This is a genomic window from Aestuariivirga sp. (assembly GCF_041738905.1).
Lineage (GTDB): Bacteria > Pseudomonadota > Alphaproteobacteria > Rhizobiales > Aestuariivirgaceae > Aestuariivirga.
This window is the reverse complement of the sequence record NZ_JBGSOZ010000145.1, coordinates 1-13,240: the sequence shown is the minus strand read 5'-3', so window position 1 is coordinate 13,240 and position 13,240 is coordinate 1. Positions and strand designations below refer to the sequence as shown.

At 63.5% G+C, this 13,240-nt stretch carries 14 protein-coding genes; 8 read left to right on the top strand and 6 right to left on the bottom strand.

All coding sequences use genetic code 11. The features are described from left to right. The 8 genes from ACEW8Q_RS13400 to ACEW8Q_RS13365 form a co-directional block, all read left to right on the top strand. On the top strand, window positions 1–634 hold a 634-nt coding region (locus tag ACEW8Q_RS13400), incomplete at its 5' end, for an SDR family NAD(P)-dependent oxidoreductase (RefSeq protein ID WP_373504558.1). A gap of 9 nt (window positions 635–643) precedes the next feature. Next, entirely contained in the window at window positions 644–1,972 is a 1,329-nt protein-coding gene (locus ACEW8Q_RS13395; RefSeq protein WP_373504557.1) for an NAD(P)/FAD-dependent oxidoreductase, read from the top strand. 223 nt (window positions 1,973–2,195) lie between these two features. Next, entirely contained in the window at window positions 2,196–3,791 is a 1,596-nt protein-coding gene (locus ACEW8Q_RS13390; RefSeq protein WP_373504560.1) for a peptide ABC transporter substrate-binding protein, read from the top strand. Between the two features lie 79 nt (window positions 3,792–3,870). Continuing rightward, window positions 3,871–4,821, top strand: coding sequence for an ABC transporter permease (locus ACEW8Q_RS13385; RefSeq protein WP_373504556.1), 951 nt, complete (start codon window positions 3,871–3,873; stop codon window positions 4,819–4,821). A 7-nt stretch (window positions 4,822–4,828) separates the two neighbouring features. Further along, a complete protein-coding gene (locus ACEW8Q_RS13380; protein ID WP_373504555.1) occupies window positions 4,829–5,719 on the top strand; it encodes an ABC transporter permease in 891 nt (296 codons plus the stop codon). 1 nt (window position 5,720) lies between these two features. Then, window positions 5,721–6,743 (top strand): ABC transporter ATP-binding protein, encoded by a 1,023-nt coding sequence (locus tag ACEW8Q_RS13375; protein WP_373504559.1) that lies wholly within the window; start codon window positions 5,721–5,723, stop codon window positions 6,741–6,743. Continuing rightward, window positions 6,740–7,750 (top strand): ABC transporter ATP-binding protein, encoded by a 1,011-nt coding sequence (locus ACEW8Q_RS13370; RefSeq protein WP_373504554.1) that lies wholly within the window; start codon window positions 6,740–6,742, stop codon window positions 7,748–7,750. Before ACEW8Q_RS13375 ends, ACEW8Q_RS13370 begins: the two co-directional genes overlap by 4 nt. A 29-nt stretch (window positions 7,751–7,779) precedes the next feature. Beyond that, complete coding sequence (locus ACEW8Q_RS13365; RefSeq protein ID WP_373504553.1) at window positions 7,780–8,178, top strand: RidA family protein; 399 nt, start codon at window positions 7,780–7,782, stop codon at window positions 8,176–8,178. A gap of 32 nt (window positions 8,179–8,210) precedes the next feature. On the opposite strand, the gene ACEW8Q_RS13360 is transcribed toward ACEW8Q_RS13365, so the two are convergent. From ACEW8Q_RS13360 to ACEW8Q_RS13335, 6 genes are all read right to left on the bottom strand, one after another. Next, on the bottom strand, window positions 8,211–9,104 hold the full coding sequence (locus ACEW8Q_RS13360) for a 5'-methylthioadenosine phosphorylase (RefSeq protein ID WP_373504552.1): 894 nt from the start codon (window positions 9,102–9,104) through the stop codon (window positions 8,211–8,213). Between the two features lie 25 nt (window positions 9,105–9,129). Then, on the bottom strand, window positions 9,130–10,185 hold the full coding sequence (locus ACEW8Q_RS13355; protein ID WP_373504551.1) for an ABC transporter ATP-binding protein: 1,056 nt from the start codon (window positions 10,183–10,185) through the stop codon (window positions 9,130–9,132). After that, complete coding sequence (locus tag ACEW8Q_RS13350; RefSeq protein WP_373504550.1) at window positions 10,185–10,976, bottom strand: ABC transporter permease; 792 nt, start codon at window positions 10,974–10,976, stop codon at window positions 10,185–10,187. The genes ACEW8Q_RS13355 and ACEW8Q_RS13350 overlap by 1 nt, the downstream gene beginning before the upstream one ends. Then, window positions 10,973–11,830, bottom strand: coding sequence for an ABC transporter permease (locus ACEW8Q_RS13345; RefSeq protein ID WP_373504549.1), 858 nt, complete (start codon window positions 11,828–11,830; stop codon window positions 10,973–10,975). Before ACEW8Q_RS13345 ends, ACEW8Q_RS13350 begins: the two co-directional genes overlap by 4 nt. Window positions 11,831–11,838: 8 nt before the next feature. After that, a complete protein-coding gene (locus ACEW8Q_RS13340) occupies window positions 11,839–12,894 on the bottom strand; it encodes a PotD/PotF family extracellular solute-binding protein (RefSeq protein ID WP_373504548.1) in 1,056 nt (351 codons plus the stop codon). A 38-nt stretch (window positions 12,895–12,932) separates the two neighbouring features. Further along, the coding region (locus ACEW8Q_RS13335) for a PfkB family carbohydrate kinase (protein WP_373504547.1) at window positions 12,933–13,240 on the bottom strand (308 nt) is incomplete at its 5' end.

Sequence of the window (13,240 nt, the reverse complement as noted above, 5' to 3'; positions counted from 1 at the left end):
CCGCAAGCTGGCGGCTGACGGCTGGAGCCTCAGCCTCGGGATGCGCAGGCCCGATGCTGCGCCTGCCGAGTTCACCCATCATCAGATCGCCCGCTATGACGCCAATGAACCGGGCTGCGAGCGCGATTGGGTGCGCGATGCGTTAGCCCGCTTTGGCCGCATCGATGCGGTCATCAACAATGCCGGCATCATGCTGCCGCGCACCGTGATCGAGGTGACCGACGCCGAGATGCAGTCGATGCTCGACGTCAACGTGATGGCGCCCTTGCGCCTGGTGCGTGCGGCGTGGGAGCCATTGGCAACCAGCGGCAAGGGTAGAGTGGTGACCATCGTCTCGCTCTCCGGCAAGCGGGTGAAGTTCGCGGCCTCCGGCTCCTATTCCGTATCAAAATTCGCCGCGTTGGGGCTTGCTCATGCCATCCGCCACGCTGGCTGGGACAAGGGCATCCGCTCGACGGCGATCTGCCCTGGTCTTGTCGCCACCGACATGGCTTTCGGCCTCACCGACATGTCGCCCGGAGACATGACGCCGCCCGATGAGGTGGCGCGCATCGTGGCGCTGGTGCTCGACCTGCCCAACACGGCGAGCATCGCCGAGATACCGATCAACTGCAAAATCGAAGAGTCATTTTAGGAGCGCCCGATGGGTCCCTTGCTCGATCCCGTCCAGTCTGACCAGGTCCTTCCGAAGAAGGCGGCCGTGGTCGTGATCGGCGGCGGCATCATCGGCGTCAGCGCGGCACTCGCCTTGGCCCAGAAGGGTATCGATGTCGTGCTCTGCGAGAAGGGCGAGATCGGCGGCGAGCAGTCGAGCCGCAACTGGGGCTGGGTTCGCAAGATGGGCCGCGACAGCCGCGAGATGCCGCTGATCGTCGAGGCGCTCCGCATGTGGGAACGCCTCAATGAAACCGTGGAGGGCGAGACCGGCTTCCGCGCGGCGGGCACGCTCTTCATCAGCGACGACGAGGCGGAACTCGAGCGCCGCGCCAGGTGGCTCGACATCGCAAGGCCCTACCAGCTCGATACGCGGCTGCTGACCAGCGATGAACTCGCCGCGCTGATGCCGGGCGCGACCCGCAAGTTCAGGGGCGCGCTTTACACCAAGAGCGATGGACGCGCTGAGCCGCAGAAGGCGGCCCCGGCAATCGCCAACGCGGTGCGCCGCAAGGGTGCCAAGGTCTTCACCAATTGCGCCGTGCGCGGTGTCGAAACCTCTGGCGGCAAGGTGTCTGGCGTCATCACCGAGAAGGGTCGCATCGCCTGCGACGCTGTGATCATGGCAGGCGGCGTGTGGTCGCGCCTGTTCAGCAAGGGGTTGGGCCTCACGTTGCCTCAGCTTCGCGTGCGCTCCTCGGTGCAGCGTACTGCCCCACTGGAAGGCGGGCCAGAAGTGGCCGCCTGGGCGCCGGGTGTCGCCTACAGGCGGCGGCTCGATGGCGGCTACAGCATCGCCTCCGACCGCTCGGCCATTGCCGACATCGAGCCCGACAATTTCCGCTTCATGTCGCAGTTCCTGCCCGCGCTGAAGATGGAATGGAAGACGCTTCACTTCTCGTTCGGAAAGCAGTTCTTCGACAGCTGGGCGCAGTCGCGTCCGCGCGCCCTCGACCAGAGGTCGGTCTATGAAGACATCCGCATCCTTGATCCTTCGCCGCGCAGCGCGCTGAACTCGAAGGCCATGACGTCGATGACAAAGCTGTTCCCGGTCTTCGCGCAAGCCCAGGTCGTGCAGGAGTGGGCAGGCTATATCGACGTGACGCCCGACGCTGTGCCGGTGATCTCAGCTGTGGACGCCGTGCCGGGTTATTTCATCGCGACGGGCTTTTCGGGCCACGGCTTTGGCATCGGCCCCGCCGCCGGCCGCCTCGCTGCCGACCTCGTCACGGGCGACACGCCGATCGTCGATCCGCATCACTTCCGCTTCTCGCGCTTTTTAGATGGCTCCAACCCGAAACCGGAGGCTGGCGTGTAATGGCAGAAGCTTGACCCCGTCGATTATTGATGATTACAATTATTCTTGCCTGACGAGGGCAGGGACCAGCCGAGAAACAGGACGTCCGCGGAAAACCCAGTCTCGCGACAAGAAGAGACGGTCCGTGGCTACACCCAGGAGAGCCAAGATGAATGAGACCTCTTTGAAAGACCTGAACGGATTGCGCGGTTTCGGGCTGATGAGCCGCCGCGGTTTCCTGAGCATGAGCGCCGCGATCAGCGCCGCAACACTCATCGGCCCGGGCCAGGGCCACGCGGCCAATGCGGCCCCCAAGGGTCAGGTCATCATCGGCTTCTCGCAGGAGCCGACGAATTTCCACCCGTTGATGCTGGCGATCGAAGTCGACCAGGGCGTGCACTGGAATCTGTTCAGCCCGCTGTGGGGCGTCGACGACAAGGGCAATTTCACGCCGCAGCTTGCCGCTGAAATTCCGACCGTGGAAAATGGTGGAATCTCGGCCGATGGCCTCAACTGGAAGATCAAGCTGCGCGATGGCGTGAAGTGGCATGACGGCCAGCCCTTCACGGCGGACGATGTGAAGTTCTCGCTCGATCTCCTCAACAACAAGGACTTCAAGGCCAACCGCCGCGCGGGCCATGAGCTGGTGCGCGACCTCACGGTGGTCAGCCCGACCGAGATCACCTGGCGCATGGAAAAGGTCTATGCGCCCTATGTCTCGATCCTCGCCTGGACCTTCATCGTGCCGAAGCACATCCTGGAGAAGGAGACGGACGTCAATGCGTCCAACTTCGCCGCAAACCCCATCGGCACCGGCGCATTCAAGTGGAGCGAGCGCGTTCCGGGCGATCACATCATGCTCAAGGCCAATCCTGACTTTTTTGGCGATGGCCCCAACGTTGAGACGATCGTCTTCAAGTACATTCCCGATTTGACGGTGCTCTACACCCAGTTCCAGACCGGCGACATAGACTACATTGGCCTTCAGGGTATCACGCCCGATCATTTCGAGGAGGCCAAGAAGCTGCCTGACCGCAATGTCATGGCGGTGCCGCAGCCGTTCATCGAGAACATTGCCTTCAATCTCGGAAAGCCCGTGTTCCAGGACAAGGCAGTTCGCGAGGCGCTCTACTATGCTATGGACAAGAAGGCGATCATCGACGCCATATATTACGGACTTCCGCGCCCGACCGAATCCTATCTTCCTGATGAGGCGGCTGCTCACAATCCGGATCTGCCGAAGCATGAGCACGATCCAGACAAGGCCAGGAAAATCCTGGATGATGCCGGTTGGGTTGCCGGTTCCGATGGCATCCGCGAAAAGGGCGGCGTACGCCTTGCCTTCATGAACTCGACGACGGCCGGCAATCATGTCCGCGAACAGGCCCAGCAGCTCCTGCAGCAGAGCTGGAAGGAGATCGGCGCGGAAATGACCATCCAGAACTTCCCGCCAGCTGTCATGTGGGGTGACAACTGGATGCAGTCGAAGTTCGACACGGCAATGGTCGGCATCGGCTTCATGATCGGACCGGATGCGGACACGACCGATTACTTCCATTCGCGCTCGATCAACGCAAAGGGTGGAAGTGGCCAGAACACGACGCAATACGTGAACCCGGAGGTTGACAAGCTGCTGGGCGAAGCCGCCGATACGGTGGATCAGGCGAAGCGCAACGAAATCTACAAGAAGCAGCAGGAAATCGTCCGCGCCGACCTGCCTTACCTGCCGATCTTCCAGTATGCGATGGTCGAAGGTACCAAGAAGGGACTTGAAGGCTACAAGCCCAACGTCAACACCCAGACGAACACCTGGAATGTGAACGAGTGGAAGTGGATGTAATCCACGACCGGTTCACGTATGACGACGGCCGCGGCGGGCTCTGCCGCGGCCACTCCTCCTGGGGAACGGGGCGCTGCCGATGTTGAGATTCCTGATCCAGCGCAGCCTGCAGAATGTGCTTCTGCTGTGGCTTGTCTCGATGATCGGTTTCGCCGTGCTCTATCTCGCACCGGGGGGACCGCTGACGCAGTTCGCGCTGGTGCCCGGCATGTCGCAGGAGCAGCTGCTCAAGATCGCCGAGCAGATGGGCCTCAACCGCCCCATCCATGAACAGTATTTCGAATGGTTCACACGGCTTCTCTCGGGTGACTGGGGCCGTTCCTTCCGCGACGGCCAGCCCGTCCTCGGCATCATCGGCTCGCACCTCTGGGCGACGCTCGAACTGATGGGAACGTCGGCGTCCATCGCCATCTTCGTGGGCATCTGGGTTGGCGTGCTGGGTGCCATCAAGCGGTATTCGCTGTTCGACTACCTGGCCACCGTCGGCGCCATGGTCGCCCTCTCCATCCCCACCTTCTGGTTCGGTCTTGTCACCATCTACATCTTCTCGGTCAAGCTCGGCATCCTGCCGGCGGGCAACCGCTACACGATCGGCGACGGCTCGTTCCTGGACCACGTGCATCACCTGATCGCGCCCTCGCTGGTTCTGGGGCTGGTCACAGTGGCGCTGTGGAGCCGCTACATGCGCTCGTCCATGCTCGACGTGATCAACCAGGACTATATCCGCACGGCGCGCGCCAAGGGTGCGCCGGAGCGCCAGGTGCTGGTCCGCCACGCCATGCGCAATGCGCTGCTGCCGATGATCACGGTGGCGGGCCTGCAGCTTCCGACGCTTCTCTCCGGCGCGCTGGTGACCGAGACCATCTTCACCTGGCCCGGCATGGGGCGGCTCTTCCTCGACTCGCTCAGCTACCGTGACTATCCCGTCGTCATGGGCATTCTTGTTCTCTCTGCGGTGCTGGTCCTGATCGGCAACCTGCTGGCGGACATTCTCTATGCCGTCGCCGATCCCCGGATCAGGCTGAATTGAGGCGCCCATGAGCCACGCAGCAATACAGGCCGACGTTGCCGCGAGCGGGGAACCGGTTCTCCAGCGCAATCGCGCCATCGACCGCTTCATGCGCCACAAGCTGGCGGTTGCCGGCATGGCGATGATCGCCTTCCTGCTGATGGTCTGTTTCATCGGACCCTTGCTTTTGCCCTTCGATGATCTCTTCATCGATATCAAGCACCGCTTCGCGCCGCCTTTCGTCAGCGTCCACGTCCTTGGCACCGATCCGCTGGGCCGCGACCATCTGGCCCGCCTCATGATGGCGGGGCGCATTTCGCTCAGCATCGGATTTGCCGCGATGCTCATGGCGGTGGTGCTCGGCACTGTCGTCGGCGCGGTTGCGGGCTATTATGGCGGCGTCATCGGCGCGGTCCTCATGCGGCTTGTCGATGCCATGCTGTGCTTTCCCTCGATCTTCCTCATTCTCGCTATCGCCGCCTTCATCCATCCCGGCGTCGTCTCGATCACCATCATCATCGCGCTCACGTCGTGGATGGAAGTGGCGCGGGTCGTCGAGGGACAGATGAAGAGCCTCCGCGAACGCGATTTCGCGGTCGCCGCCGAGCTCATGGGCGGAACCGACCGCTACATCATCTTCCGCGAGCTGCTCCCCAATGCCGTGGGTCCCATCGTGGTCGCGGCAACCCTCAATGTCGCCAACGCCATTCTCATGGAATCCTATATCTCCTTCCTCGGATACGGCATCCAACCGCCGACGCCGAGCTGGGGCAACATGCTGAACAATGCGCAGCAATACCTGGAGAGGGCACCCTGGCTCGCCATCTTCCCGGGCCTCGCGATCACCATCGCGGTGACCAGCTTCAACTTCATCGGTGATGGATTGCGCGATGCGCTCGATCCGCGTCTGGACCATTAGCATGGGGGAAAGGGCACCACCCACACTCGTGGTCGAGAACATCAGTGTCGGTTTCCGGCGCAGCGGCAAGCTCGTTCCGGCGGTGCATGACGTCTCGTTCTCGATCAGCCCCGGCGAGACTTTGGCGCTGGTGGGAGAGTCGGGCTCCGGCAAGAGTGTCACAAATCTTGCCATCATGCAGCTGACGCCGCCGGCACCACGCTCGGAAGTCAGGGGCAGGGCGCTGCTCACCTGCAAGGACGGCATCACGCGCGACCTGATCTCGGCCCGGCGCGAGGACATCCAGGCCATTCGCGGCAACGAGATATCGATGATCTTCCAGGAGCCGATGACCTCCCTCAATCCGGTCCGCAGCATCGGCGACCAGATCGCCGAGGCCATCATGCTCCACCGCAACATGTCGAAGCGGCAGGCATACAAGGAGACGACGGATCTGCTTGCGCTGGTCGGCATACCCGATGCGGCGAAGCGGCTGGACAGCTACCCGCATCATCTCTCGGGCGGCATGCGCCAGCGCGTGATGATCGCCATGGCCATCAGCTGCGAGCCGCGCGTGATGGTGGCGGACGAACCGACCACGGCACTCGACGTGACCGTGCAGGCTCAGATCCTTGAATTGCTCAAGCGGATTCAGGAACAGACCGGCCTCGCCATCATCTTCATCACCCATAATCTCGGCGTTGTCGCAGAGGTGGCCGATCGCGTGATGGTCATGTATGGCGGCCGCCTCGTGGAGGAGGCGACGGCCGCGCAGCTCTTCGAACAGCCGTTGATGCCTTACACATCGGCGCTTCTCAATTCGGTGCCGCGTATGGACATGGCGGGCCGCCGCGATACGGTGCTGGAGGCGATCCGCGGCAGCGTGCCCGATCCCGCCAGCCAGCCGGCCGGCTGCACCTTCCATCCGCGCTGCAACCACTTCGTGCCCGGGCGATGCGACGTGACTCAGCCGCCGCTCGAAACGGCAGGCGATGGCCGCAAGGTGCGCTGCCTTCGCTGGAACGAGATCGGAGCGACGGCATGAGCGCCTCAGGCGACATTCTCACGGTCAGCGCCCTGACGAAGCATTTTACGGTCGGCTCCATGCTGTCGGGCGGCCGCAAGGTGGTGAAGGCGGTCGATGGCGTGAGCTTCTCGATCAAGAGGGGCGAGGTGCTGGGCCTCGTGGGCGAGTCAGGTTCGGGCAAGTCCACCGTCGGGCGTACCATCCTGCGGCTGTCTCCGCCGACATCGGGCAGCATCAGTTTCGATGGACAGGACATCACGAACCTTGGGCGCTCTGCGCTGCGTCCGATCCGCCGCAAGATGCAGATGGTCTTCCAGGATCCCTTCAGCTCGCTCAACCCGCGTATGACGGTGGAAGAGCTGCTGACGTCGCCGCTCAAGATTCACGGGCTGTCGACCGAGCCGGGTGCCCGGCAGAAGCGCGTGGCTGAACTTCTGGACCTCGTTGGTCTTTCGGCAAATCATGCATCGCGATTCCCGCATGAATTCTCCGGCGGCCAGCGCCAGCGCATAGGCATCGCGCGCGCGCTCGCCGTACAGCCGGACTTCCTCGTGGCCGACGAACCGGTCTCCGCGCTCGATGTGTCGATCCAGGCGCAGGTGGTGCAGCTGTTGCTCGAAATCCGCAAGCGTTTCGGCCTGTCGATCCTGTTCATCGCCCATGATCTCGCGGTCGTGGGCTACATCTGCGACCGTATCGCCGTGATGTATTTGGGCCGCATCGTCGAGATCGCGCCGACCGCCGAACTCTTCCGCATGCCCAGGCACCCCTATAGCGAGGCACTGTTTTCGGCAGCGCCCGTGGCGGACCCGAAGGTGAAGCGCCAGCGCATCATGTTGTCGGGCGACATTCCAAGCCCGCTGAACCCACCTTCGGGCTGCTCGTTCCGCACCCGCTGCCGCTATGCCACGCCCGAATGTGCCGCCGCCGTGCCGCCCCTGCGCGAGGTGGCGCCCGGCCATTTCAAGGCCTGCATCCGCGATGACCTGTCGCTGCAGAACTGGGACGGCAAGACAGGCGCCTGAGCCTGCATGAACTTCAACAGGAGGACACCATGAAGCGCAAACTCATTTCGTCGGGATCGAAGATGGAGCAGCTGGCGAGCTACAGCCGCGCCTTGCGCGTCGGCGATCGCGTGTTTCTCTCCGGCACCACCGGTTATGACTATGCCGCCATGACCATCCATCCGGATGCCGCCGAGCAATGCCTGCAGCTCTTCCGCAATGCCGAGACGGCGCTGGCCGCTGCAGGAACAAGCCTGAAGGAGGTCGTGATGACGCGCATCTATTGTCCATCGCCCGAGGACTTCGACAGGATCTTGCCGATCCTGGGCGAGAAGTTCCGCGGCATCATGCCAGCCTCAGTGGGCATCGTCGCCGATCTTGTGCGCCCCGAAATCCGTGTCGAGATCGAGATGGAAGCGATCATCGGATCGGCAGAAGTCGAGGTTTGAGAGGAACCGCCTCGTCCGGCAGGCTGTTCCATTCACCAGCTGAGATGCCGCTCATCGGGCTGGGGCGATTTCAGTCCCTGGCACTGGCATTCCGCTGCGCGCGGCAGGCGGGCTGCGGCCAACAGCGCGATCCGCGAGGCGAGAGGCGACAGGCCGTCGAGCACGCCCTCCCGCAGCACGTTTTCGGCCGGGTTCCGGAAATAATCGTTGAAGCCTGCTGTGACGAAAGCGCAGGGCACGAAGCACGCGCCGATCTCGCGGGCGAGTGTCGCTTCCGGCGCGATCGAATGATTGATGATGTCGGCGCCGAGCGTGCGATACGCGATCACTTCGGCGGGCGTGGTGAGGCGCGGTCCGTAGGCATGGGCCGCGACGAGCCCGACCTCGATGCCATAGACCCTGCCGGATGCGGGCCAGTGCTGCCGCGCCACGTCGGCCAGAATGCCGGCGCAGGCCGGGCAGACGATCTGCTTGCCGCTGGCATCGAAGCGCTGGCGCCCCGGCAGAAGCGAGAAGGGCGTCTGCGTCAGCTCGATGATGTCCGCGTTGATGACGAAGTCGCCCACCTGGATGGCGCGGTTCAACGCACCGATGGTCGATGACGCGATGATGCGCTTGACCCCCGCCTCCTGCAGCACCGCATAGGCACGGCGGTGGCAGCTGTGGTCGATATGGCCGCGGGGGTTGCCATGCGAATACATGCAGAGCGCCCGGCGCAGCTTTCCATCGGGCGTCATCCGTCCATCGAACTCGAGGATCTTCCAGTTCTCCGACACGCCATGGGATGTCTCGAAGGCCACATCGCGCGCGATGACGCTGACGCCCTCGACGCCGATGTCTTCCGGAAAGCGCAAGCCCCAGTTGGCCGACCCCGTGATGAGCGCAAGCTCCACCTGTGGAATGGCTTGCCGTGTCTGCGTGGTCATCGCACCAATCCCTCTTCGTTTGCCGTCACTGGTTGATCAGCATCGAGCGTTCCGCAGGCCAGGAGACGGAGACGGGGCCTGCCGCCGGGATGCCGCCCAGTTCGGAGTTCTTCACCAGGATCTTGCAAAGCTGGTCGCCGTGGGCAACCACGCACACGGCCGTAGGGCCTGAAAAGATCACGTTCCGCAATTCGCCATGGATCAGGCAGCGGCCGGGATCGGCAGTCTGCTGCCGGGCAGATACCGTCATTTCCTCGGGCCTCACGGCAATGACGGGCGTGCCCGGTTCCGCCGCGCCGCGCGGCCAGGGCAGCAGGGTTCCATCGGCCAGCCGCAGGCCTGGCCCCTCCGGCGTGCCGCTGAAGAAATTCGCGTCGCCCAGAAACGATGCCGTGAAGCGGTCCAGCGGACAATGATAGAGTTCGCGCGGCGGCCCGCTCTGCACCAGCCGGCCGTTCCTGAGAATGCCGATCTGGTCGCTGAGGGTAAGAGCCTCTTCCTGGTCATGCGTCACGAAGATGGTGGTGATGCCGACCTCGCGCTGGATGCGCTTCAGTTCCACCTGCATCTCCACCCTGAGCGCCTTGTCGAGCGCGCTCAATGGCTCGTCGAGCAGCAGGACGCGGGGCCGTGTGACGATGGCGCGGGCTAGCGCCACGCGCTGGCGCTGGCCGCCCGAGAGTTCATGCGGCTTTCGTCCGCCGAGGCCCGCCAGCTGTACGAGATCAAGCGCCTCGCTTACGCGCCGCTTCAGGTCGCCGGCCTCGACCCTCCGCACCTTCAGCCCGAAGCCGATATTGTCGGCAACGCTCATGTTGGGAAACAGCGCGTAGGACTGAAACATCATGCCGATCTCGCGCTTCTCGACCGGCACGCGCTCCACCGGCTCGCCGCCGATCATCACGGTGCCTGCGTCGGGAAAGACGAAACCGGCGATACAGCGCAGCAGTGTCGTCTTGCCGCTGCCCGATGGCCCGAGAAGCCCGAAGAGCTGTCCGTTCGGAAACACCAGCGACACGCCGTCCAGTGCCCTCGACGTTCCGTAGTCGAGCGTCAGCCCGTTGACCTGCACCTCTGCCATCAGCGCTCCCCGCCAAACTTGAAGAACCGTGACGCGCCCAGCATGACCGCCATCGAGATCACGATGATGATCGTCGAGATGGCGTTGATCTCCGGCGTGAAGCCCTTGCGGATGGCCGTATAGATGATGACCGGCAGTGTCGCGTCGCCAGGCTCGGCCAGGAAATACGAGACCACGAACTGGTCGAAGGACACGGCGAATGCAAACAGCGCGCCCGCTACCACGCCCGAGGCGATCCACGGCAGCGTGACGTAGCGCGTCACCTCCCACTGGCTGGCGCCGAGCGAGCGCGCCGCTTCCTCCAATTGCCGGTCGAAGGTCTGGAGCCGTGCGGAGACCACGACGATGACATAGGGAAGGGCGAGCGCCACATGGCCGAGGATGACGGCAGGTGTGCCGCGCCCGATACCGACCCAGAAGAAGAAGATTAGCATCGCCGTTCCGACGATCAGCCACGGGATAGCGATCGGCGGAAACAGCAGCGCCTGAAGAATGCGCTTGCCCGGAAACTCATAGCGGAACAGGGCGAGCGAGGCCGCGGTGCCGAGGCTGGCGGCGATGATGGTCGTGGCAATCGCGATCCACAGGCTCCGCCAGGCCGACGACACGATCTCTGCATTGTTGGCGAGCTTGGCATACCAGCCAAGTGTGAAGCTCAGCGGGAAGGCATAGAACTCGGATGCGTTAAATGACATCAGCGCCATGACGAGGATCGGCGCATAGAGAAAGAACAGGACGAGGCCGACATAGATGCGGCCCGTGAGCAGCCTTGCCGTGTTGCGCTGCTTCATCGGGCCTTCCTCAAGACCGGGCTTGCCAGTGCGAGGATCACCAGCACCACGCCAAGCAGGATGAAAGAGAGGGCGGCGCCCAGCGGCCAGTTGAACACGGCCACGAACTGGTCCTCGATCAGCGTGCCGTAAAGCGTTCCATGCTTGCCGCCCAGAATGCGCGGCTCCATGAACGATCCCGCGACGGGAACGAAGATCAGCACGGCGCCCGCCGCCAGTCCCGGAAGCGACAGCGGCAGCACGAGGCGCAGCAGGATGACGCGGAAGGGAGCGCCCAGCGAGCGCGCCGCCTCGATGATGCTCTCGTCGATGGCCTGGAGCGCCAGGTAGGATGTGAGGATGACATAGGGCAGGTAGGAGTGGACAAGCCCGATCACCACCGCCGTGAAGCTGAACATCAGGTTCACCGACACGTCAAAGGGCAGCACGGCTTCGAGCGTATGGTCGATCATGCCGTTTCCGCGCAACACGATGGCCCAGGAGAAGATGCGGACGAGGCTGTTGCTCCAGAACGGCAGGATGATGAGCAGGAACAGTGCTTCGCGCGCGCGCCCCTTCACCTGCCGCGCCAGAATGTAGGCGCAAGGGTAGCCTATCAGCACGCAGAGCAGGGTGACGATCGCCGCCAGCATGAGCGAACGGCCCAGAAGGTCGGCGTAGATCGAACGCCGGAAGAATTCGGTATAGTTAGCAAAGGTCACATGCCAGTCGCTGCTGGTAAAGGGTGCCGCCGACAGGAAACTGAAGAACAGCATGGCCGACAGCGGCAGGAAGACCGCCACCGTGAGCCACAGATAGGCGGGGGCCAGCAGAAGGCCGGCCCGCGCGCCATCGTGTCGTGCGAGTTGCGCCACAGGCGTCGTTACTGGGCGGTCTTCACGTCCTGCCAGAGCTCGGTATAGGCCTTGCGGGTCTCATCCGAGAGCGGCTTCATGAACTGCACACGCGCCACCACCGCGGGGTCGGAGAAGGTCACCTTGTTGAAGTCGGTGTCGGGAAGTGCCGCATTGGCCTTGGCATTGGCCGAGGATGGTGCGCCCTTGGCGGCCCATGCCACGTAGAACTCCGGATCGATCATCCAGTTGATGAAGGCGCGCGCCGCGTCCTGGTTCTTCGAGGCGGCAGGGATCGACAGGCTGTCGAGCCAGCCCACGGCACCTTCCTTCGGCACGATGAACTGGACCGGAAGGCCCTTGGAGGCCGAACGTCCGGCTCCGCCGCTCCAGAAGGTCGAGATGGTGAAGTCGCCGGCCGAGAAGAACTGGTTCCAGTCGTTCTCCGATCCCCAGAAGGTCTTGATCTGCGGCATCAGCGACTTGAGCTTTGCCTTCACCGCCTCGAGATCGGTGATGTTGTTCATGTCCTGCCCGAGCGCCAGCGCGCCGAACATGATCGCTTCGACCCCATCGTCGCGGATCGAGACTTTGCCTGCATATTGCGGGTCCCACATGACCGCGAGCGAATCCGGCAGCGGCTTGACCTGGTCCTTGTTGACGGCAAGTGCCGTCACGCCCCAGGTCCACGCCACGCCATAGACTTCGCCGCCCGGCACCAGATCGGCATTCTGGCCGAGGTTGGGCGCGAGGTCCATGACATTCGGCATGTCCGCCGTGTCGATCTTTGCAATGAGGCCCTCGGCCTTGGCCTGACCGGTGAAGGCCGAGTTGATCAGCACCACGTCATAGGCACCGGGATTGGTGCGGAGCTTTGTCAGCATCTCCTGTTCGGAGGTGAAATAGTCATGCACCACCTTGTGCCCGGTCTTCTTCTCGAAGGCCTCCACCGCGAAGGCTTCGTCCGTGCCATAGCCCTGCCAGTTCAAAACTCGAATTTCGGCCGCGGCGGCAATGCCAGCGGAAACTGTAAGGGCCAGGGCGCTGATCGCGCCCAGTGCCGCACGTCGGTTAAACAGGTTCATTGTATGTCCTCCTTGCTCTGGGCATTTGCTGCGCCCGGTTATGCCCGTTCACGTTCACCTGCTCCAGCATGTCTGTTGGTGCGAGTCAGGAAACGCCGGGTTTCTGCGAGGTCCGGCGAGGTCGCCGGACCGAATCTGGTGGTTGAAAGGGCAGCGGCCGCGTTGGCGAGAACGGCGGCGTCCACAGGCGTCTCGCCCGCCATCAGTGCGGCGATGAAGGCCCCGTCATGCGTGTCGCCGGCGCCATTGGTGTCGATGGTGTCGACCTTGAACCCATCGATGTGCCGCACATGGCCTCCGTGGGCGAGCCAGCAGCCGTCGGCGCCGCAGCGCACCAGCGCGCCAG

Bases quoted from the DNA above. Each gene is read 5' to 3' on its own strand.
- ACEW8Q_RS13395 (WP_373504557.1), top strand. From the start codon at position 644: ATGGGTCCCTTGCTCGATCCCGTCCAGTCTGACCAGGTCCTTCCGAAG.
- ACEW8Q_RS13390 (WP_373504560.1), top strand. From the start codon at position 2,196: ATGAGCGCCGCGATCAGCGCCGCAACACTCATCGGCCCGGGCCAGGGC.
- ACEW8Q_RS13385 (WP_373504556.1), top strand. From the start codon at position 3,871: ATGTTGAGATTCCTGATCCAGCGCAGCCTGCAGAATGTGCTTCTGCTG.
- ACEW8Q_RS13380 (WP_373504555.1), top strand. From the start codon at position 4,829: ATGAGCCACGCAGCAATACAGGCCGACGTTGCCGCGAGCGGGGAACCG.
- ACEW8Q_RS13375 (WP_373504559.1), top strand. From the start codon at position 5,721: ATGGGGGAAAGGGCACCACCCACACTCGTGGTCGAGAACATCAGTGTC.
- ACEW8Q_RS13370 (WP_373504554.1), top strand. From the start codon at position 6,740: ATGAGCGCCTCAGGCGACATTCTCACGGTCAGCGCCCTGACGAAGCAT.
- ACEW8Q_RS13365 (WP_373504553.1), top strand. From the start codon at position 7,780: ATGAAGCGCAAACTCATTTCGTCGGGATCGAAGATGGAGCAGCTGGCG.
- ACEW8Q_RS13360 (WP_373504552.1), bottom strand. From the start codon at position 9,104: ATGACCACGCAGACACGGCAAGCCATTCCACAGGTGGAGCTTGCGCTC.
- ACEW8Q_RS13355 (WP_373504551.1), bottom strand. From the start codon at position 10,185: ATGGCAGAGGTGCAGGTCAACGGGCTGACGCTCGACTACGGAACGTCG.
- ACEW8Q_RS13350 (WP_373504550.1), bottom strand. From the start codon at position 10,976: ATGAAGCAGCGCAACACGGCAAGGCTGCTCACGGGCCGCATCTATGTC.
- ACEW8Q_RS13340 (WP_373504548.1), bottom strand. From the start codon at position 12,894: ATGAACCTGTTTAACCGACGTGCGGCACTGGGCGCGATCAGCGCCCTG.